Consider the following 20676-nt stretch of genomic DNA (forward strand, 5'->3'; position numbering starts at 1 on the left):
ACTCAGGGTTTGCAGGGTTTCAGGACTTGGCGGTGAAGGCTGCTTCCTGGCCGAAACCGGTCGGCGAGGTGGAGCTTGGGGTCTTGGCGCAAGTGCCGGCCGGGACCAGTTTCCAGGCGTTGGCCTGGTCTTTGACTTTCGAGGTGCCCGCGCAGGAAGTGCCGGCGCCTGCAGCGCAATCGTTCTTGCCGGCTTCGGCGACACCAAAGCATTTCTGCATGTCATCGGCGGCGTGCGCGGTGCTTGTCAGGGCGGACAGGCTCAGGGCCGAACCCAGGGCCAGAACGAGGGTGGCGGCGGACAGCGAACGGGATTTAGTCGTCATGGTGTAACTCCAGCAGTGAGGGTGGGTAAGGAAGCGTTTTTGCTTGCTTACCCCTCTAGAGTTGGGGCACCCCCATGCGTTACAGCGGCTGATAAAAAAATTTCAGTTCGCCCGTCGCCGTGAGCACGCGCACCTGAATGCTCGGGCTCGGGCCTTGAGATATTCCCTTGCCTGGCCATTCACGCGGCTAAACGTACAGCGTAGGGAGGAAGTTCGGTCAGTGCTGTTGGCGGAATAAGTGTTCACTTTTATCTGATCTGGTTTTAGTACAGATGACGTAATTTAATACATCCTATTTTTTAAATATAAGTACCGGTTTTAGTCGGGGTATTTCCATTGGGGGCACGCTTTGAATAGGCGGGGCGGAGGTTGCGCGTTTATGGGATGTATTTAATCCGGTTTTTTTTCTGTGCAAATCGCCTTGTCCCCGTTATCGGGGGTTTACAATAATTTTGTATATGCGGAACAGCGAGTTATAAATTTAAGTATTTTTCGGTTTGACTTTTATTAGTGGGCTGTTTAATTTGTTTTGGCCGGCAACAAATGAAATGCGCAATTCAGGAACCCCTCTGCTGGATAATGTCCAGTTAAACTAAAAGAAGGAATTTAACGATGAAAGCAGTAAAAGTCGCTCTCCTGCAAAGTGCCACCTGCAACTTGATGCACGTAAAACTGCCTTCCCAGCCTAAGCCAGTGAAAGTGGCTAAGTAAGAAGCAGCGGGCCTGGAGAGTTCGCTCTCCAGGTCTTTCAAGGAGCAGGTCATGTATCATATAAACCCCGCGGCATTAGTGTTTGACGACGGTAAAGAAGAATGTTGGGTTGACTACTCGTCAGGCCATAATGGCGTCAAGATTTCCAAGGGCTTGGGCAAGGTCATTGCCGAGCACTGCGGCCAGGCGGTCAATGCCGATCTGGTAAAGCAAGCCATTGCACGTGATAACACCCTCAGTGAGGCCGGCATTGATACGTTGCTGGCCCACGTTTGCCTGCCCGCGCCGGCGCAGCCCAAGTCCGGCTATCATCACGCGACCCAGAACCACCCTTTCCTGGACATGTCCCAAGGCCTTTCGGCGTTGGAGGCAGATGCTCGGATCATGGCAGCCTACGTCAAGGAACATGCGTATCCGGCTGTTGAGTTGAGTATTGAGTCAGGCAATGAGGTTGCACTCATTGACGCCATTAATCTGGACATCGATGAGTTAAGAAACTCTGTTTTCTATCAGTTCAGTATGATTATGTCCGGGACCTTTGGCGTGCGTTTGCACCAACCGGCGTATTACGACGGCGAGCGTGATTATCACCAGGTTGAATTACTCAAGAAGTCCATTCCTTCCGGCGGCGCCCGGCACCCCACGGAATGTTTTGTCGAGATACATCGTTCTTCGATAATTGAGCCGGGTGTTTATTATTTCTCCCCGACCCATAGTTCACTTAAATTAATAACCCCGCAGTTGCCCGACTCAATGGAGGCTGAACGCCTTTCAAGTTCGGATGCCGACTGGGTGGTGAGGCTGGTACTCTGTGCAGCTGTAAGGCGCTCAATGTTCCGCTACCGTGACCCCCGAAGTTTTCGCGCCTTGCTCGTCGATGCCGGTCACGCAGAGGCGCAATTGTCGGCGTTGGCCAGTTATTGCAACTGGCACTACACCTCACGCTTTGTCGTGGACTTCGAATACGCAAAAAACTTCACCGACGAGTCTTTGGAGGATGGCCTTCCTGCGTTTTCCATCGGTTTGCTGGAAGGGTGGAACTAATGAGATATGTCAGCCAACACGGCAGTGAAGTGTCGATACCCGATACGTGGGAGACCCATAACTGGGAGCGCCCTTATGTGTTCCTCAAGCAATTGCAGGCTGATCAGGCCACCCGGCCGCAGGCCCTACAAAGCCATCGTTATCTGCTGGATAAACTGGTGACCGGCTATGACGTCAAGCGCGCTATTTCAAGACGCAGCTTTACGTCTGTTGCCGAGCGCGACGTTCCTTCTTCGGTGCTGGAGTCGCTGCTCAGGTGCCTCTACCAGGCATTGGCTCAGGAAACACATCTGTTTGCCGGGATCGTTACCCAGGGCGTGCAGGGCTGGGCGGATGCAGCTTGGTTACTCGACCATACGCCCAGAGCGCTCAAGCGTACGGACCGCGCCAGTGACAGTGAGGTGGTCGCCAAGATCATTCAGGGCCAAGGATGGGCCGGGGGCAAAGGCATCACGGTGTTGCTTGGGATCAATTGGCAATTTGCTGTTGCAGCATTCGGCGATCCCGATATCGCCTACGCCAAAGCGTTGCTGGATGTGGGGCGCGTAGGGCATGCCTTGTTGTTGGAGGGGCAGCATCAAGGGCTGGCGGCCAGAATGACGCCGGCTGTACACGAAGAAACAGCGTCGAATATGCTGCGCCTGACGGAAGAAAGGGATGTTCTTTATGCCATCCGGCTGGTGTTTCCAGGCTGAGTGCGTCGCAAGGAGTTGCAAAAATGAACGGACTTTCGCCGCTGAAGGACGCCTACGAGCGAGAGGGTTACGTCGTTGTTCGCGAGTTGCTCGATAGCCGGACAGTGGCACTGCTCGCTGAAAAAGTCATCGAGCAATTGCGCAAGCATCGAATAACCGATGGTTTTACCGAGATTGGCCAGCCGCGCTTCAAGGCGCCAGAGCAGCCCGATCCGGACTTTCTGAAGTTTGTCGACGTCATGCGCAGCGAGTTGACCGAGGCACTCTTTCAAGCGCCCAAGGTGATTGAGGTGATGAAGCTGCTCCTCGACACCGATGAGGTGTTCGTTCATCCGATCAAATGGGTGCGCGGTTTGGCACCCTTGGATTCTTCCATGCACTCCTCACCGGGCGTTCACCAGGACTTTCCGGAATTGCAGGGCAGTGGCCGGCAGATCACCTTGTGGGCGCCCCTTTTTAATGTCGATGAGCGGTCGGGATCGCTGCCGGTTTATAACAAAAAACCAGGCGAAACCCTGTTGCCGCTCGAACTGGCACTCAACCCTTCAGGATGGCAAGTCTGCCCCGACGTGCTGGGCGCAAAAAACGTCTTCGCATTAGGTCCGGGTGATGTGTTGCTGTTCAATACGTTTACCCCGCATGGCGGTGCGACCAATACCGGCGAAGGTTGGCGTTGCAGTATCGAAGCGCGATTCCAGCCGCTGGCTGAACCGTTGGCACTCAGTAACTTTGCCAAGCCGCTGTTGATGCAGGATTGGCAAACGTTCTACGAAGGGTGGCGGACCTGGGGGTTCTACTGGCGGGACAGGCATCCGCCGATTATTCCCTTTGATCCATCCTGGGAGCACTGGCGGGATCTGACCGCTATCGGGGAAGCGGTCAAAGGTAACAGGAATGCGGTGGCGGCCCTCGAAATCGCTGCCAGATTCGGTATGTCCGAACCCATCAAGTCCTGTGCCCAGGGGTTGCTTGAGTCCTTTGAATGTAGTGACGACCAATAAGGTAATGTGGCTGTGAAGAACCGCTTTGCAGATTTTTTCATCAGCAGAAATTTCTCATTCCTGTGGCTGGGGCAAGCCCTCTCATCGTTTGGCGAGTTCGTTTTCGAGAGCACCGTCATTGTGTGGCTGGTGACTGACTTGTTTCACGACAGTGCGTTCTTGCCGACGGCCGTAGGCCTGGCAGTGGCGGCTTCGGCTATACCGCGTGTATTGGTAGCGCCACTGGCCGGGGCTTGGGTGGACAGGATGACGCCGCTGTACGTGATGATCGCGGCGGACGGGATTCGGGTGCTCAACTTCCTGATCTTTTTTGTGATCTATTCGCTGGCCGGCCTGGACCCGATGCAAGTGCTCGTCGGTGTGCTGCTGTTGTTGTTGATTAACAGCACGGCCGCACAGTTTTTCAACCCGTCACGCCAGGCAATCATGCAAGTGGTCATCCCTTCGGCACGACGCGTTGAAGCATCGGCCAAGGCAATGTTTTCCCTGACGGGCATTTCAGTGTTGTCGGCGTCCCTCGGGCCGGCCTTGTTTGTCTGGGTGGGCCCCGCCCTGGCACTGCTGATCAATGTGTTGGCCTTTGCCTGTTCGGCCCTGTGCATCGCGTCTACCCAGGGCCTGCGCCGGACCTTGCTGGCCGAGCAGCAACGGCTGCCCTTTTGGCATGGAGTGCTCGCAGGGCTGCGGTTTTCCTGGGGGCACGCCTCGATCAGGACGTTGTTGATCGGTGTCGCGTTGTACGGGTTTTCCCTGGGGGTCAATAACGTCGCATTGTCCTTGTACGCATTCAAAACCTTGGGCTTGAGCCCTTATGAATACGGCCTGATTCTCGCAGCGTTCCCGGTCGGCGGGTTGATTGCTGCCGTGCTGGTCCGGCCGCTGTTGAAGTCACTGAGCACGCGTCAGGCCTTTACCTTTGCGCTGCTGTGCATGGGGTTCAGTTACCTGGCGTATTCGCTGCATCCGCCGTTTTACCTGGCCTGGGCGCTGATGTTCAGCTGTGGGTTGTTCTTCTCGGTGTTTGCGATTGTGCAAGGGCCGATGCTTCAGGAAGCCGTGCCTGAAGGCTACATGGGGCGTGTGTCCGCAACGGTCACGCCGGTACTGGCCATCGCCTCGTTGACCGGTACGCTGGTGTGTTCTCAGACATTGAATAGGGCAGAGCGCGTCATCGGCTATTTCGACGCGCCGCTGGATGTGTACGGCGCGTATATCTTCCTGGCGGCGGGCCTGTTGCTATTGGGCGGGGCATTGATGCTGGCAGGCCAGCGCGCGAGCAAGGGGCAATGGGTTGCGACGCTTTAAGCGGCGATAAAAAAAACGGCCCGAGGGCCGTTTTTGTTTACCTCAATGGCTCAGCCACCGAGATAGGCTTCACGCACTTTCGGATCCGTGAGCAACTGCTCCCCGGTGCCCTGCATCACCACCCGGCCGTTTTCCAGCACGTAGGCGCGGTCGGCGATTTTCAGCGCCTGGTTGGCGTTCTGCTCCACCAGGAACACCGTCACACCGTCCTTGCGCAGCTGTTCGATGATATCGAAGATCTGCTGGATGATGATCGGTGCCAGGCCCAGCGAAGGCTCGTCGAGCAGCAACAGCTTGGGCTTGCTCATCAGCGCCCGGCCGATGGCGAGCATTTGCTGCTCGCCGCCGGACATGGTGCCACCACGCTGGCTGAAGCGTTCCTTGAGCCGTGGGAACAGGTGCAACACTTTGTCCATCTGCTCCTGGTAGTCGCCCTTGTCGGTGAAGAACCCGCCCATGGCCAGGTTCTCTTCTACCGTCAGCCGCGAGAACACACGGCGGCCTTCGGGCACCACGGCAATGCTCTTGCGCATGATCTCGGAGGAGGCCTGGCCCACCAGTTCTTCGCCCATGTAGCGGATGCTGCCGCTGTGGGCCTGGGGTGAACCGCACAGGGTCATCAGCAACGTCGACTTGCCGGCACCGTTGGCGCCGATCAGCGTGACGATTTCACCTTGGCGCACTTCCACGTTGACGCTGTGCAGCGCCTGGATCTTGCCGTAGAAAGTGGAAACGTTTTCGAATTGCAGCATTTTACGCTTCCCCCAAATAGGCTTTGATCACTTCCGGGTTGTCGCGGATCTGCTCCGGCGTACCGTCGGCCAAAGGTGTGCCTTGATTGATCACCACGATGTGGTCGGAAATGCTCATGACCAGTTTCATGTCGTGTTCGATCAACAGCACCGTGGCGTTGTTTTCCTCACGCAGCACCGTGATCAGCGCCTTGAGGTCTTCGGTTTCCTTGGGGTTCAGGCCGGCGGCCGGTTCGTCGAGCATCAGGATCCGCGGGCGGGTCATCATGCAACGAGCGATTTCCAGTCGGCGTTGTTGGCCGTAAGCCAGGGTGCCGGCGGGGCGGTTGGCAAACTCGGTGAGGTTGACCTTGTCCAGCCAGTACGCCGCGTATTCCATGGCCTCGCGCTCGCTCTTGCGGAACGCCGGGGTCTTGAACAGGCCAGCAAAGAAGTTGGTGTTCAAGTGCCGGTGCTGGGCGATCAACAGGTTCTCGACCGCCGTCATGTCCTTGAACAGGCGCACGTTCTGGAAGGTACGCACCACGCCCTTGCGGGCGATCTCGTGACCGGCCAGGCCCTGGATGGGTTGGCCATCCAGCAGGATGCTGCCACCGCTCGGCTTGTAAAAGCCGGTGAGGCAGTTGAACACCGTGGTCTTGCCGGCGCCGTTCGGGCCGATCAGCGCCACAACCTGTTTCTCTTTGACGGTCAGGGCCACGCCGTTGACCGCGAGCAAACCACCGAAGCGCATGCTCAAGTTTTCGACTTTCAGGATCTCGCGGCTCATTTGCGCAGCTCCATGTGTGGGCGTTGCATCGGCAGCAGACCTTGGGGACGCCAGATCATCATCAGCACCATCATGGCGCCGAACATCAACATGCGGTATTCGCTGAACTCACGCATCATTTCCGGCAGCAGGATCATCACGATCGCCGCGAGAATCACGCCCAGTTGCGAGCCCATGCCACCCAATACCACGATGGCGAGAATGATCGCCGACTCGATAAAGGTGAACGATTCCGGGGTCACCAAGCCTTGGCGCGCGGCGAAGAAGCTGCCGGCGAAACCGGCGAAGGTTGCCCCGAGGGTGAAGGCCGAGAGTTTGATGACTGTGGGGTTCATGCCCAGCGCACGGCAGGCGATTTCGTCTTCGCGCAACGCTTCCCACGCGCGGCCGATCGGCATGCGCAGCAGACGGTTGATCACGAACAGCGCCGCCAATGCCAGCAACAACGCCACCAAATACAGGAACACCACTTTGCTCACCGGGTTGTAGTCGATCCCGAAGTATTCGTGGAAGGTCTGCATGCCTTCGGCTGCAGTGCGGTCGAACGTCAGCCCGAAGAACGTTGGCTTGGGAATGCTGCTGATGCCGTTGGGGCCACCAGTGATATCGGTAAGGTTACGCAGGAACAGACGGATGATTTCACCGAAGCCCAGGGTCACGATTGCCAGATAGTCACCGCGCAGGCGCAGCACCGGGAAGCCCAGTAGGAAGCCGAACGTGGCCGCCGCCATGCCGGCCAGTGGCAGGCAGATCCAGAAGCCCCAGCCCAGGTAGTGCGAGAGCAGCGCGTAGGTGTAGGCACCCACGGCATAAAAACCCACATAACCGAGGTCGAGCAAACCGGCCAGGCCCACCACGATGTTCAGGCCCAGGCCCAGCAACACGTAGATCAGGATCAGGGTGGCGATGTCGACGGCGCCGCGCGAGCCGAAGAACGGCCAGATCAATGCGGCCACGATCAGACCGATGATGATGTAGCGCTGAGTACGCGGCAGGGTCAGGAACTGGCTGACCTTGGGCGACACCAACGGGCCACGGTTGCCCTTGAAAAACGCACCGACCTGCTGGGTGAACAGCACGCGCAGGAACATCAGCACCGAACACAGGGCGATGATGGTCAAGGTCGTGGGACCGGTGCCATGCACTTCCAGGTTGATGCCGACAATGCTCAGCTTGAGGCCGAGTACCGGAAAGGCCACAGCCCATACCAGCAAGGCGCTGAAAAACGCCGATTTAAGATATCTGCTCATACTTTCTCAACCTCCGGACGGCCCAGGATGCCGGTCGGACGGAACAACAGCACCAGAACCAATAGGCCGAACGCCACGACGTCCTTGTACTGGTCGCCGAACACATCGGCGCCAAAGGCTTCAGCCACACCCAGCACCAGCCCGCCGAGCATCGCGCCCGGAATACTGCCGATGCCGCCCAAGACCGCTGCGGTAAAGGCCTTGAGGCCTACCAGGAAACCGGCGTTGGGGTTGATCACGCCGTACTGCATGCTCAGCAGCACCGCCGCAATGGCTGCGAGTGCGGCACCGATCACGAAGGTCAGGGCGATGATGTTGTTGGTGTTGATGCCCAACAGGTTGGCCATCTTGATGTCTTCGGCGCAGGCCCGGCAGGCGCGCCCCAGACGGGAGCGGGAAATGAACAGGGTCAGGCCGAGCATCGCCACCAGGGTAACGACGAAAACCAGCACCTGCATGTACGAAATCAGCACTTCTTGTGCGCCACCTGGGCCGAAGGAGAAGCTCCCCGGGATCAGGTTGGGAATGGACTTGTCCTTGGAGTCCTGGGACAGCAGTACGGTGTTCTGCAGGAAAATCGACATGCCGATGGCGGAAATCAGCGGGATCAAACGGTTGCTGCCACGCAAGGGGCGGTAGGCGACGCGTTCGATACTGTAGCCATAGGCACTGGTCACGACGATCGACGCCAGGAACGCGGCGGTCATCAACAGCGGCAGGGAGTGGATACCCAGCATGGCCAGCCCGGCAAGGGCGATGAAGGCCACGTAGGAACCAATCATGTACACCTCGCCATGGGCGAAGTTGATCATTCCAATGATGCCGTAAACCATTGTGTAGCCAATGGCTATCAAGGCATAGGTGCTGCCAACGGTCATGCCGTTAACCAGCGTTTGGAAAAAATGATAGATCTCAGGCATTACAGCGCTCCTAAAAACCCGATACGCATTTCACTGGTGGAGTCATGTTCCGGCCCTGCACTGTGTTCTGTGAGCACATTTGCACAAAGCGTTTGCCAGCGAACCGCTGGTGACGGTTTTAAGATTTTCAGGTGAGCCAGCGCCCGGATCGCGGGTGACAGGCCCATAAACCTCGTAAAACAAAGCCCACTGCTCTCACAGTGGGCTTGTTGGACCAGTAACGCCTGGCTTACTGAGGGGAAACTTCGGTTTTCGGTTTACCGAAGTGCCATTCGTAGACCACGAACTTGAAGTCCTTCAGGTCGCCCTTGGCGTCGAAGCTCAGGTCGCCGGTTGGGGTCTTGAAGGTGCCGGCGTGGATAGCAGCCGCCACTTTGGCGGTGTCTTCGCTTTTCGCGGCAGCGATACCGCCGGCGATCACTTCAACAGCCGAGTAGGCCGGGAACACGAACGGACCGGTTGGGTCCTGCTTGTTCTTGGTGAACTCTTCAACGATGGCCTTGTTGGCCGGGTCGGTGTCGAACGATTTCGGCAGGGTGACCAGCAGGCCTTCGGAAGCGCCCTGGGCAATTTGCGAGATGGAGTCGTTACCCACGCCTTCCGGGCCCATGAACTTGGCGTTCACGCCTTTTTCCTTGGCCTGGCGCAGGATCAGGCCCAGTTCTGGGTGGTAGCCGCCGTAGTAGACGAAGTCGACGTTGGCTTGCTTGAGCTTCTGGATCAGCGAGCCGAAGTCTTTGTCGCCAGCGTTGATGCCTTCGAACAGGGCGACTTTCACGCCTTTCTTCTCGAGGGTCTGTTTAACGGCGGTGGCGATACCTTCACCGTACTGCTGTTTGTCGTGGATAACAGCGACGACTTTCGGCTTCACGTGGTCGGCGATGTAGTTGCCGGCCGCTGGGCCTTGAGCGCTGTCCAGACCGATGGTGCGGAACACCAGCTTGTAGCCACGGGAAGTGATTTCCGGGCTGGTGGCAGCCGGGGTGATCATGATCACGCCTTCGTCTTCATAGATGTCGGACGCTGGCTGAGTGGAGCTGGAGCAAAGGTGACCGACTACGAACTTGACGCCGTCGTTGACCACTTTGTTCGCTACGGCAACGGCTTGTTTTGGATCGCACGCATCGTCGTATTCTTTTGCTTCAAGCATTTTGCCGTCGACACCGCCTTTGGCGTTGATGTCAGCGATTGCCTGCTTGGCACCCATGAATTGCATGTCGCCGTATTGCGTCACTGGACCTGTCTTGGGCCCGGCGATGCCGATCTTGATGGTGTCGGCTGCGAACGAATGGCCGGCAACCCCAGCCAGGACCATAGCGGCAAACAGTTTGGAAATCTGCTTAGTAGCCTTATTCATAGTGCTCCACTCTTACTGTTGTATTTTTTATAGTTCTAGCGGCCTTGTGAGCTGCAGAACCGGATCAGATATCGCGGATATCCCCCCGGCATTGCCCTGGCAACTGTACCGGTACAGTGTAGAGCGCCGGTTCATCGCTTGAAAAGCTGGCTGCTGGGGGCAAACCCTGGGTGTGTCGCTTTAATGAAAGAAAAAGACAGAATTGCGGCGGGGTGATGCCAGAGTTTCGGGCAATCCTTGGCTTTCCTGACACTTTCGTTCGGTGCCTCATTTGCAACTGGGTTTTTCTGCCTGACACCTGACGCTATGATTGCGCCGATTTTTTATTCAGGTGAATTCCCATGACGCAAGAACCTAGCACCCTCTATGCCAAGCTGCTCGGTGAAACCGCCGAAATTTCCTGGAAGGAGCTTGAACCGTTCTTTGCCAAGGGTGCCCTATTGTGGGTCGACGCCGGCCTGGATTTGATCGAAGCGGCCGAAGGAATGGCCGAAGATAACCGCGACAAAGTCGCTGGTTGGCTGGCTGCGGGCAGCCTTGGCGAAGTGTCTGCGACGCGGGCGCTGGACTTGGTTGAACGTGACCCGAGCCTGTGGGCGGTGGTGGTTTCGCCGTGGATACTGATCCAGGAAAGAGCAGCGCAAGAAAGTCCCGCACTATAAAGGTGCGCATTGTTTCGCCGCTCAAGTGTGTAGCGGAGTAACCGCTGACGCCGTGATGGCATCTTGCCGTAGAGAAAGGTCACAGGTGACGGTGACGTAAGCGTCACGGGAACAGTTTTAAAGCGGGCGAAACATCGGGGGAATTGTTTCCGGGTGTGGCAAAGCCAGATCGTTCCCACGCGTGGGAACGATCAACCCTGACTTTTCAAGAGGAGTACCCGGCGTACTCCGATAGCTTGGCCGTTCGTCGGCGTTCATCCAAGTCGATGATGGCTAAATCCCCAAAAAACGACGTCAGCGAATTGGCCTGACAATGGATGGCGGGCCGATGCGGCCTGCACCGGGGTCTTTCGGCGCGAGGGCGTCCTTATTGCCCTCGACGCTGAACGGGTAGAGCGGGTTACGCATCTGGATGCCCTGGATCACACCCACCACATCGCTCAAAGGCACCGCCGGGCTGAGCAGGTAACCCTGGATAAAGTCGCAGCCGTGCTTGAGCAGCAGTTCAAATTGCGCCTGGGTTTCCACGCCTTCGGTAACCACCTGCAAGTGCAGGGTGTGGGCCATGCCGATGATTGCCTGGACGATCTCGACATCGGTGGTGGACTTGGGGATGTCCTGGATAAATGACCGGTCGATCTTCAAGGTATTGAGCGGCAGGCGCTTGAGGTAGGCCAGGGAGGAATAACCGGTGCCGAAATCATCAATGGCCAGCGAAACGCCCAGGGCACGGATCTGGCGCAACAGCGCCAGGGTGCTGCTGATATTGCCCATCAGCGCGTTTTCGGTGACTTCCAGTTCCAGGCGGCTGGCGGCGATCCCGGCAAAACGCAGGGCGGCTTCGATCTCATCGGCCAGCTCGTCACGGGCCAGGTTCAAGGCCGAGCAGTTCACGGCCATGGTCAGCTCGGGGTAACCGCGGTCAGACAGCAGGCTCAAATCGTGACAGGCCTGACGCAATACCCAGTGGTCGAGCTCGGCAATCAACCCGTTGTTTTCAGCGATGCCGATAAACCGGTCCGGTGCCAGCAACCCATGTTGCGGATGTTGCCAGCGCACCAGTGCTTCCAGGCGGGTGACCTTGCCCAGCTTCATGTCGAAGATCGGCTGGTAGAACAGCACCAGTTCATTGCGGCCGCGCAGCGCGGCGCGCAACTCCTCTTCCAGTTGCAGTTCAAGGAAGGCGCGGGTTTTAAGGTTGGAGCTGAAGAAGTTCAGGCTGTTGCGCCCAGCGTCTTTGGACTGGTACAGCGCCAAGTCAGCGGTCTTAAGCAACTCTTCGCAGGTCAGCCCGTCATCGGGGAACAGGCTGATGCCAATGCTGGTGGTCATCACCATGCGCCGACCAGCCAGTTCGATCGGTTCTTTCATCTTCAGCATGATGCGCTGGGCCAGGTGCCGCGCTTCGTCGCGATGGTGAATGTTGATCAGGATGCAGAACTCGTCGCCCCCAAACCGCGCGACCACATCGTCATGGCTGCGTACCGACCCCTTGATATGCCCGGCCAGCACGGTGAGCAATTGGTCGCCGGCATCGTGGCCGAGGCTGTCATTGATGCGCTTGAAGTGGTCGATATCGAGGAAGATCACCGCCATCATGCCGTTACTGGCGGTTTTTTCCGCGACCTTCTCGGCAAAGATCTGGTTGAAGCCGCGACGGTTGAGCAGGCTGGTCAACGCATCGAAGTGCGCTACTTGTTGCAGCGAAGCGCGGGCTTGGTCCAGCTCACTGAGCAGGGCGTTGACCCGGCGCAGGTCACGCTCCTTGTGCTGCAGTTTTTTGTCGGCGAGGGCGGCGCTGACGCTGCTGCCAATCACCAGCAGGGTGATCACGGCCACCGACAGGCCCAGTTGAATCGGGTTGTTATCCAGTGGCAACGACAGGTCAGCGCCGGCCGGCACCAGCATTTGCATGGCCGCCATGCCGGTAAAGTGCATGCTCAGGATGCCGGCGCCCAGCACCAGGCTGGCGGCGTATTTGAGCAGTTGATGGAACACGCCGGCGCCGGTGCGCAGGTAGCTCGACAGCAACAGCGCGGCCAGGCTGGCGCCGATGGCAATCGCCACGGAGGCCATGAACAGGTCGGTTGCGAAGTACACATCGGCCTGGGAGCGCATGGCCGACATGCCGACGTAATGCATGAACGCGATACCCAGGCCCATCCAAATCGACGCCAGCAAATATTGATGGAATCGCAGGCGGGTGTGACTCAGGGTTTGCATGGCGAACAGCGAAGCGATCAAGGCGATCACCAGCGAGGCGAACGTCACGAGCAATTCATAATGAATGGCGATAGGTGCCTGGAAGGCCAGCATGCTGATGAAGTGCGTCGACCAGATGCCACCTGCCAGGCAACCCGCTCCCAGCCAGCGCCAATGGCGGCGGGCGGTAGGGTCGTCGACATGGCCGACACGCTCGGCCATGTCCAGCGTGCCGAAACCGGCCGCGCAAGCAACCAGATACGCCAGTAGCACCAGGAATGGGTTATGACTGCAATTGAGTAATAAATGCCCGTTCTCTGGCAGGTCGGTAAAAAAATGCAGACCCAGCCATTCCATAGCAAGCCCCGTCATAGCGTCACGTCACTGCCTACGGCGATGACCTATGAAATCGAGTATAGAAGCCTCGCGGGATTTGCCAGGGATAATGGCACTTTGCTCTCAACCATTTTGGCATGCCCGCCATAGCGTTTGATGCTAAGCGCTGATCGGCAGGTCCAGTTCAAAAGGTGCCTCTAACGGCGGCAGGCCAAAGGCGGCGCGGGCGGTATCGCAATCGACGTTGTGTTCGCCCTGGCTCCATGACGCGTCGAACTCCCGGCAGGGGCTCGAACGTTGTTCATAGATGATGCAACGGGTGCCCTTGCCGACTTCACCCTCAAGGCTGCAACACCGGGCGGGTTTCTGGTCGGTCCCGATCATCGCCACGCGCGTGGGGTTGATCTGCACCACCAGGTCATCGGGCACTGTGCCACCCGATGAGGCGCACTCACCCCAGAAGAAAGACACACGAAAGTGTGAACAGCAGGCACCGCAACTCAGACACGGACTGGCTTCGGACATGGGCGTCATCGATAAGAAAAGTAGGATTGGGGTGTTACGGAAGGCTCGCCATTCTATCCGTGCCATGGCGGTTGGGAAGGGGGGCGCGAACTTATATTTTCGTAGGGAAAGTCCCGCGGTTACGGGTGAAATCATGCCCTATCAGCTTTACGAATCATTACAGACAAGCGTGTCCGGCCTGATTATGTTGCAGGTACCGGGCAGGATGCATCGGGCATCGCAGCTCTCATAACAATAAAAGAGACGGACCCATGCAGAACTCGACCCAAGCGGCGAATGCCTGGCGCATTCTGTTCCTGCTGTTTCTCGCCAACCTGTTCAATTTCTTCGACCGCACCATCCCCGCCATCATCATCGAGCCAATCCGCATGGAATGGCATTTGAGCGACTTCCAGCTCGGTATCATCGGCACCGCCTTCACCATCGTCTACGCCATCGCCGGCCTGCCGCTCGGGCGCCTGGCCGATACCGGTTCACGCAGCAAACTAATGGGCTGGGGCCTGTTTGCCTGGAGCGGGCTGACGGCGGTCAACGGCATGGTCGGCAGCTTCTGGACCTTTTTGCTGGTGCGCATGGGCATCGGCATCGGTGAAGCCAGCTATGCGCCGGCGGCTAATTCGCTGATCGGCGACCTGTTTCCCGCCCACCGCCGCGCGCGGGCCATGGGCATTTTCATGCTGGGCTTGCCGTTGGGCCTGCTGCTGGCGTTCTTCACCATTGGCGCGATGGTCAAGGCGTTCGACAGCTGGCGCGCACCGTTCTTTATCGCCGCCGTGCCGGGGCTGATCCTCGCGATCTTCATGTTCTATATCAAGGAACCCAAGCGCGGCGCGGCGGAAACCGTGCAAGTCTCCCAGGAGCGCGTCGACCGCCCGATTCGTCGTGTCTTGGCAGTACCGACCTTCCTGTGGCTGGTGCTGGCCGGGTTGTGCTTTAACTTCGCCACCTATGCGTGCAACTCGTTCCTGGTGCCGATGTTGCAGCGCTATTTCCTGATGCCGTTGCAGGACGCCGCGGTGGCCACCGGCGTAATTGTCGGCATCACCGGGCTGGTGGGCCTGACCCTGGGCGGTTGGATTGCCGACAAGATCCATCAGCGGGTCGCCAACGGCCGGCTGCTGTTTGCCGCGTGCAGCCTGATTATCTCGACCATCACCACTGCCTGGGCCTTGCATGCCGGGCGCATTGAGATTGGCGTGTTTGTGGCGCTGTTCAGTGTGGGCTGGTTGTTTGCCTATAACTTCTACACCTGCGTGTACACGGCGATCCAGGACGTGGTTGAGCCGCGCCTGCGCGCCACGGCGATGGCGCTGTTTTTTGCCGGCTTGTACTTGCTTGGCGGTGGCATGGGGCCGGTGGTGGTGGGCGGCCTGTCTGATCATTTTGCCCATTCGGCAATGTATGCCGATGGCGCCTCGCAGATGACCGAAGCGTATAAAGCGGTGGGGTTGCACGACGCCATGTACCTGATTCCGGTGGCGCTGTTCTTGACCATGCTGTTTCTGTTCCAGGCCTCGCGCAGTTTTGTGCGCGATGCCAAGAAGATGAAGGATGGGCTGGGGGCGGTAGAGGTGCCGGCTGGGGCGGCGACAGCATGAGACCGAGGTGACGCCATCGCAGGCAAGCCAGCTCCCACATGTTGATGTGTGAATACCTTCAATTGTGGGAGCTGGCTTGCCTGCGATGAGGTCCTTCAGGCCAATAAAAAAGGCCCGCAATACGCGGGCCTTCTTTTTTAGCAGGGCAGGGCGGTTATCAACCCGCCACCAACACCCGAATCGCTTCCAACCGCAGCGCCGCCTTGTCGAGCATGGCCAGGCCTTGCTCGCGCTGGTTGCGCAGCGCCACCAGCTCGCTGTCGCGCACGGTCGGGTTGACCGCTTGCAACGCGGTCAGGCGCGCCAGTTCTTCGTCGGTGTCGGCTGCCAGACGACGTTTGGCCTCGGCCACACGCTCGGCGTGGCGCGGGGTGATCTTCTCTTCGCCGGCATTGATGCGTGGCGTGAGTTGATCGCGCTGGGCCTGCACGAACTTGTTGGCGCTGGCGCGTGGCACGCTTTCCAGCTGGTCATTGAGGGTTTCAAACGACACACGACCGGACAGGTCATTGCCGTTGGTGTCCAGCAGGCAGCGCAGCGCCGCCGGCGGCAAGTAACGACCCAGTTGCAGCGAGCGCGGTGCCACCACTTCGCTGACGTAGAGCAGTTCGAGCAACACGGTGCCCGGCTTGAGCGCCTTGTTCTTGATCAGCGCCACGGCGGTGTTGCCCATCGAGCCGGACAGCACCAGGTCCATGCCGCCTTGCACCATCGGGTGTTCCCACGTGATGAACTGCATGTCTTCACGCGACAGCGCCTGGTTGCGGTCGTAGGTGATGGTCACACCTTCGTCGTCGCCCAAGGGGAAGCTGGCGTCGAGCATTTTTTCGCTGGGCTTGAGGATCAGTGCGTTTTCCGAATGGTCTTCGCTGTCGATGCCGAAGGCGTCGAACAGGGTTTCCATGTAGATCGGCAGGGCGAACTGGTCGTCTTGCTCAAGAATGTCTTCCACCAGCGCATCGCCTTCACCCGCGCCGCCGGAGTTGAGCTCCAGCAAGCGGTCGCGACCGGTGTGCAGTTCCTGTCCCAGGCGCTCGCGCTCGGCACGGGCTTCGTCGATCAAGGCTTGCCACTCGCCGTCGTCGGCGTTTTCCAGCAGCGGCAGCAGGCGCGAGCCGAACTGATGCTGCAAGGCGTTGCCGGTCGGGCAGGTGTTGAGGAACGCGTTCAGCGCTTCGTGGTACCACTGGAACAGGCGCTCTTGCGGGCTGGTTTGCAGGTACGGCACGTGCAGTTCGATCACATGCTTCTGGCCGATCCGGTCCAGACGGCCGATCCGCTGTTCCAGCAGGTCGGGGTGCGACGGCAGGTCGAACAGCACCAAGTGGTGGGAGAACTGGAAGTTGCGGCCTTCACTGCCGATTTCCGAGCAGATCAGCACCTGGGCGCCGAACTCTTCATCGGCGAAATAGGCAGCGGCGCGGTCACGCTCGAGGATGTTCATGCCCTCGTGGAACACCGTGGCCGGGATGCCGGAGCGCACGCGCAGGGCGTCTTCCAGGTCCATGGCGGTTTCGGCGTGGGCGCAGATCACCAGCACTTTGGTGCGCTTGAGCATTTTCAGCTGGTCGATCAGCCACTCGACGCGCGGGTCGAAACGCCACCAGCGGTTTTCTTCTTCTACATCCGGCTGCGACTGGAAGCTGACTTCCGGGTACAGCTCGGCGTGTTCGCCCAGCGGCAGTTCGAGGTACTCGTCCGGGTTCGGCAGCGGGTAAGCGTGCAGCTTGCGCTCCGGGAAACCCTGCACGGCGGCGCGGGTGTTACGGAACAGTACGCGGCCGGTGCCGTGGCGGTCGAGCAGCTCACGCACCAGGCGCGCGCTGGCTTCGGTGTCGCCATCGTTGACGGCGGTGAGCAATGCTTCACCTTCGTCACCGAGGAAACCCTGAATGGTCTTGTGCGCTTTTGGCGACAGGCGGCCCTTGTCCAGCAGCTCCTGCACGGCTTCGGCCACCGGGCGGTAGTTCTCGCTTTCGGCGCGGAAGGCGTGCAGGTCGTGGAAGCGGTTCGGGTCCAACAGGCGCAGGCGCGCGAAGTGGCTGTCCTGGCCCAGTTGTTCCGGGGTGGCGGTCAGCAGCAGCACGCCTGGGATCACTTCGGCCAGTTGCTCGACCAGCGCGTATTCCGGGCTGGCTTTTTCTTCATGCCACACCAGGTGGTGGGCTTCGTCGACCACCAGCAGGTCCCAGCCGGCGGCGAACAGCGCGTCCTGGGCCTTCTCGTCATCCACCAGCCATTCCAGAGCCACCAGCGCCAGCTGGGTGTCTTCGAACGGGTTGGTGGCATCGCTTTCGATAAAACGTTCTTCGTCGAACAGCGCAACCTGCAGGTTGAAACGGCGGCGCATTTCCACCAGCCACTGGTGCTGGAGGTTTTCCGGCACCAGGATCAGCACGCGGTTGGCGCGGCCCGACAGCAGCTGGCGATGGATCACAAGGCCCGCTTCGATGGTCTTGCCCAGGCCCACTTCGTCGGCCAGCAATACCCGTGGCGCGATACGGTCAGCGACTTCACGGGCAATGTGCAGTTGGTGAGCAATAGGTTGCGCACGCACGCCGCCCAGGCCCCACAACGAGGACTGCAACTGACGGCTGGTGTGTTCCAGCGTGTGGTAGCGCAGCGAGAACCAGGCCAGCGGGTCGATCTGCCCGGCGAACAAACGGTCGCTGGCCAGGCGGAACTGGATAAAGTTCGACAGTTGGGTTTCCGGCAGGGTGACCTGCTCGTTCTGCCCGTTAAGGCCGTGGTAGACCAGCAGGCCATCGACGTCGTCGACTTCCTGTACGGTCATTTTCCAGCCTTCGAAATGGGTGATGCTGTCACCCGGCGAAAACCTCACACGAGTGAGGGGCGCATTCCGTAGCGCATACTGACGAGTGTCGCCAGTGGCCGGATAGAGCACGGTCAACAAGCGCCCGTCCTGTGCCAGAACGGTGCCTAACCCCAGCTCTGCTTCGCTGTCACTAATCCAGCGTTGCCCCGGTTGATACTGCTGCGCCATGCTGCCTGACTCCCGCCGTGAAAAAGCCGACTATTCTAACGGAACACGGCTTCCAGACCAAAAGGAATAGGTGCAGCTTCAAGCTTTAAGCTACAAGCGGCAAGAAAAAGGGCGATAGGTTCGTCGGATAGATGACGATTGGTTCACAAGTTGGGGGCTTGGCACTCAAGTCCCCCCTCCCGCAGCCGACAGTCTGCGCAATAGGAGACTAAAAACCATGCTGCCACCCATACTGCCCTTGAGCGTTGTGCCGGTCACGTCGCAACTTGATCCGGTGCGCCAGAAGCCGGACATCCCGCCCGTGGTGCCCGTGCAGGCCGGCTCCAACGAAAGCACCATCGACCTGAAAAAGGGCGATGCCGAGCAGTCGACCCTGCTGTTGCGCGAAGAACAACGCCGTCAGCAAGAGCAACAGAAACGCCGGCGCGAAGCGGATGCAGACCCCGAGGCGCATCTGGCGGTCCCCGGCGATGAGCTCAATGCCGACAACACCGTGCCGGTGGTGCCGCTGATCGAAGATGCACCGCGCCAGGGGCTATGGGTGGACGTCGAGGTTTAATCGCGCAATTCGTGCAGCGCAGCGATCAGCAACTCGATGTCATGATCGGTGTTGAGTGGGCTGACGGAAACCCGCGCGATGCTTGTTAGCCCCCGCGCCTGCATATCCAGTGGCGTGTAGGCCACACCGTTGGCGCCGATGTTGATGCGCTTCAGTCCCAGCCGACGTTTGAGTTCAAACGCCTCCCAGCCGGCGAGGTTGAAGGCGATCAGGCCGGAGTGCGCCGTGCCCAGATCGTGCAGGGAAACGCCCGGCATCTGACGCAGCGCGTCGCGGATTCGTCCGCTGAGCTGCAAGACTCTATCCCACGTCCGCTCCACGCCCAGTCGGTTAACTTCCTGCAACGCATTGCCCAACCCCGCCAATAAGGCGTAGGACACTTCGCTGGTTTCAAAGCGGCGGGCATCGTTACGCAGATCGAACCCTTCAGCGGTCCAGGGCGCCGAGAACACATCGCGCTGGGCGGGGTTCAGGCGTTGCAGAAAGTCCGGCCGCACATACAACAGCGCCGTGCCACGCGGCCCGCGCAGGTGTTTGCGCCCGGCGGACTTGAGTACGTCGCAGTGCAACGCCTGCACATCCACCGGCAATTGGCCGACCGCTTGGCCTGCGTCGATGAAGTAGGGGATTGCGTGGCGCCTGGCCACTTCGCCGATGGCCTGGGCCGGGTTGATCAGGCCGCCATTGGCCGGCAGCCAGGTCAGGTCGATCAGCTTGACGTTGGTATCAATCATCGCTTCCAGCGCCAGCGGACAGACTGCGCCGGTTGCATCGCAGGGAATGACCTCCACGTGTGCACCCGCTTGCACGGCCAACTGCATACTCGCCAGGTTGCCGCCCCATTCATGGCGGCCCACCAGGATGCGGTCGCCCGGCTGCCACGGCCCCAAGGCCTGGAACGCCATGCTCCAGGCGGTTGAGCCGCTGCTGGCAAAGGCCATCGAGGCGGCGGGTGCATTGAGCAATTGCGCGGCTGCGCGCCGGGCTTTTTCCACCAGGATTGCGCCATGCTCGCCGGCTTCCATCGGGCCATCGCGGGCTTCGCGCTGCAACTGGTCGAAGATCGCGTCGAGGGTGGCTTGGCTCGGCAGTGAGGCACCGGCATGGTTGAAGTGCACGATGCCCGATTGGCAGCCGGGTGTGGCATCGCGCAGGTGCTGGACTTGCAGCGGGCTCACGGCTGCAGCTCGAAAATCGCGTCCACCTCCACGGCGACGCCGGCGGGCAGGCTCGACACGCCGACGGCGGTGCGCACATGCCGGCCTTTGTCGCCCAAGGCATTCACCACCAGGTTGGATGCGCCATTGGCAACCCCGCTTTGGCGCGTGAAATCGCCGCTGCTGGCGATGAACACTCCCAAACGGATAATGCGCACCACGCGCGACAGGTCATCGCCGACGGCAGCGCTTAACTGGCCGAGCAAACCCAACGCCGCCAGCTCTGCCGCCAGGGCACCTTCTTCATCGCTGAGGGATTCGCCCAGCCGGCCGATGTAGGCGGGTTTGCCGTCGAGCATAGGAATTTGCCCGGAGATAAACAGCTGGTTCTGGCTGGTGACGTGGTTGATGTAATTGGCTGCGGGTTGGCTGGGAGTTGGCAGCGTCAGGCCAAAGGCTTGTACGCGTTGGCGGATGGAGTCGCTCATGTTGAATCCTCTTGGG

Annotated in this window: 18 protein-coding genes; 7 read left to right on the plus strand and 11 right to left on the minus strand. The window is 59.4% G+C overall.

The window, feature by feature from the left end; all coding sequences use genetic code 11:
• Positions 1–19: 19 nt before the first annotated feature.
• On the minus strand, positions 20–325 hold the full coding sequence (locus PSH96_RS07105; RefSeq protein WP_058421711.1) for a DUF2282 domain-containing protein: 306 nt from the start codon (positions 323–325) through the stop codon (positions 20–22).
• Between the two features lie 762 nt (positions 326–1087).
• Between PSH96_RS07105 and PSH96_RS07110 the strand changes: the two genes are divergently transcribed.
• The 4 genes from PSH96_RS07110 to PSH96_RS07125 are packed head-to-tail and all read left to right on the plus strand — an operon-like array spanning position 1088 to position 5081.
• Positions 1088–2080, plus strand: a complete 993-nt coding sequence (locus PSH96_RS07110; protein ID WP_305458440.1) for a hypothetical protein — start codon at positions 1088–1090, stop codon at positions 2078–2080.
• A complete protein-coding gene (locus tag PSH96_RS07115) occupies positions 2080–2775 on the plus strand; it encodes a hypothetical protein (RefSeq protein WP_305458442.1) in 696 nt (231 codons plus the stop codon). The genes PSH96_RS07110 and PSH96_RS07115 overlap by 1 nt, the downstream gene beginning before the upstream one ends.
• A 23-nt stretch (positions 2776–2798) precedes the next feature.
• The gene (locus PSH96_RS07120) at positions 2799–3776 is read left to right on the plus strand and encodes a hypothetical protein (RefSeq protein WP_305458443.1); all 978 of its coding nucleotides are present in this window, start codon (positions 2799–2801) and stop codon (positions 3774–3776) included.
• Positions 3777–3788: 12 nt separating this feature from the next.
• Positions 3789–5081 carry an MFS transporter gene (locus PSH96_RS07125; RefSeq protein WP_305458444.1) on the plus strand — a complete coding sequence of 431 codons (1293 nt, stop codon included), beginning with the start codon at positions 3789–3791 and terminating at the stop codon, positions 5079–5081.
• Between the two features lie 50 nt (positions 5082–5131).
• Here PSH96_RS07125 and PSH96_RS07130 read toward each other — a convergent pair whose 3' ends face one another.
• The 5 genes from PSH96_RS07130 to PSH96_RS07150 form a co-directional block, all read right to left on the minus strand.
• Positions 5132–5833, minus strand: a complete 702-nt coding sequence (locus tag PSH96_RS07130; protein WP_017137209.1) for an ABC transporter ATP-binding protein — start codon at positions 5831–5833, stop codon at positions 5132–5134.
• Between the two features lies 1 nt (position 5834).
• Positions 5835–6602 (minus strand): high-affinity branched-chain amino acid ABC transporter ATP-binding protein LivG, encoded by a 768-nt coding sequence (livG, locus tag PSH96_RS07135; protein ID WP_056857478.1) that lies wholly within the window; start codon positions 6600–6602, stop codon positions 5835–5837.
• Positions 6599–7852: a high-affinity branched-chain amino acid ABC transporter permease LivM gene (locus PSH96_RS07140; protein ID WP_122526786.1), complete on the minus strand. Its 1254-nt coding sequence runs from the start codon at positions 7850–7852 to the stop codon at positions 6599–6601. Before PSH96_RS07140 ends, livG begins: the two co-directional genes overlap by 4 nt.
• On the minus strand, positions 7849–8772 hold the full coding sequence (gene livH / locus PSH96_RS07145; RefSeq protein WP_017137212.1) for a high-affinity branched-chain amino acid ABC transporter permease LivH: 924 nt from the start codon (positions 8770–8772) through the stop codon (positions 7849–7851). The genes PSH96_RS07140 and livH overlap by 4 nt, the downstream gene beginning before the upstream one ends.
• A 229-nt stretch (positions 8773–9001) precedes the next feature.
• Positions 9002–10129 carry a branched-chain amino acid ABC transporter substrate-binding protein gene (locus PSH96_RS07150; protein ID WP_017137213.1) on the minus strand — a complete coding sequence of 376 codons (1128 nt, stop codon included), beginning with the start codon at positions 10127–10129 and terminating at the stop codon, positions 9002–9004.
• 341 nt (positions 10130–10470) lie between these two features.
• Here PSH96_RS07150 and PSH96_RS07155 point away from each other — a divergent pair, with 341 nt between their 5' ends.
• Positions 10471–10791 (plus strand): DUF2288 domain-containing protein, encoded by a 321-nt coding sequence (locus tag PSH96_RS07155; protein ID WP_305458447.1) that lies wholly within the window; start codon positions 10471–10473, stop codon positions 10789–10791.
• Between the two features lie 294 nt (positions 10792–11085).
• Here PSH96_RS07155 and PSH96_RS07160 read toward each other — a convergent pair whose 3' ends face one another.
• Together PSH96_RS07160 and PSH96_RS07165 are read right to left on the minus strand one after the other, a co-directional pair.
• Entirely contained in the window at positions 11086–13350 is a 2265-nt protein-coding gene (locus tag PSH96_RS07160; RefSeq protein ID WP_305458448.1) for a bifunctional diguanylate cyclase/phosphodiesterase, read from the minus strand.
• A gap of 138 nt (positions 13351–13488) precedes the next feature.
• A complete protein-coding gene (locus PSH96_RS07165; RefSeq protein ID WP_305458450.1) occupies positions 13489–13854 on the minus strand; it encodes a YkgJ family cysteine cluster protein in 366 nt (121 codons plus the stop codon).
• A 251-nt stretch (positions 13855–14105) separates the two neighbouring features.
• On the opposite strand from PSH96_RS07165, the gene PSH96_RS07170 reads away from it, so the two are divergent.
• The gene (locus PSH96_RS07170) at positions 14106–15452 is read left to right on the plus strand and encodes an MFS transporter (protein ID WP_305458452.1); all 1347 of its coding nucleotides are present in this window, start codon (positions 14106–14108) and stop codon (positions 15450–15452) included.
• Positions 15453–15609: 157 nt separating this feature from the next.
• On the opposite strand, the gene rapA is transcribed toward PSH96_RS07170, so the two are convergent.
• Positions 15610–18456: an RNA polymerase-associated protein RapA gene (gene rapA, locus PSH96_RS07175; protein ID WP_305458454.1), complete on the minus strand. Its 2847-nt coding sequence runs from the start codon at positions 18454–18456 to the stop codon at positions 15610–15612.
• Between the two features lie 217 nt (positions 18457–18673).
• On the opposite strand from rapA, the gene PSH96_RS07180 reads away from it, so the two are divergent.
• Positions 18674–19015: a hypothetical protein gene (locus tag PSH96_RS07180; RefSeq protein WP_056857468.1), complete on the plus strand. Its 342-nt coding sequence runs from the start codon at positions 18674–18676 to the stop codon at positions 19013–19015.
• On the opposite strand, the gene PSH96_RS07185 is transcribed toward PSH96_RS07180, so the two are convergent.
• Entirely contained in the window at positions 19012–20193 is a 1182-nt protein-coding gene (locus PSH96_RS07185; protein ID WP_305458457.1) for an aminotransferase class V-fold PLP-dependent enzyme, read from the minus strand. The genes PSH96_RS07180 and PSH96_RS07185 overlap by 4 nt on opposite strands.
• A complete protein-coding gene (locus PSH96_RS07190; protein WP_305458459.1) occupies positions 20190–20660 on the minus strand; it encodes a RidA family protein in 471 nt (156 codons plus the stop codon). The genes PSH96_RS07185 and PSH96_RS07190 overlap by 4 nt, the downstream gene beginning before the upstream one ends.
• Positions 20661–20676 lie beyond the last annotated feature (16 nt).

The sequence above is a fragment of the Pseudomonas sp. FP2338 genome, from assembly GCF_030687515.1.
GTDB classification, from domain to species: Bacteria; Pseudomonadota; Gammaproteobacteria; order Pseudomonadales; family Pseudomonadaceae; genus Aquipseudomonas; species Aquipseudomonas salomonii.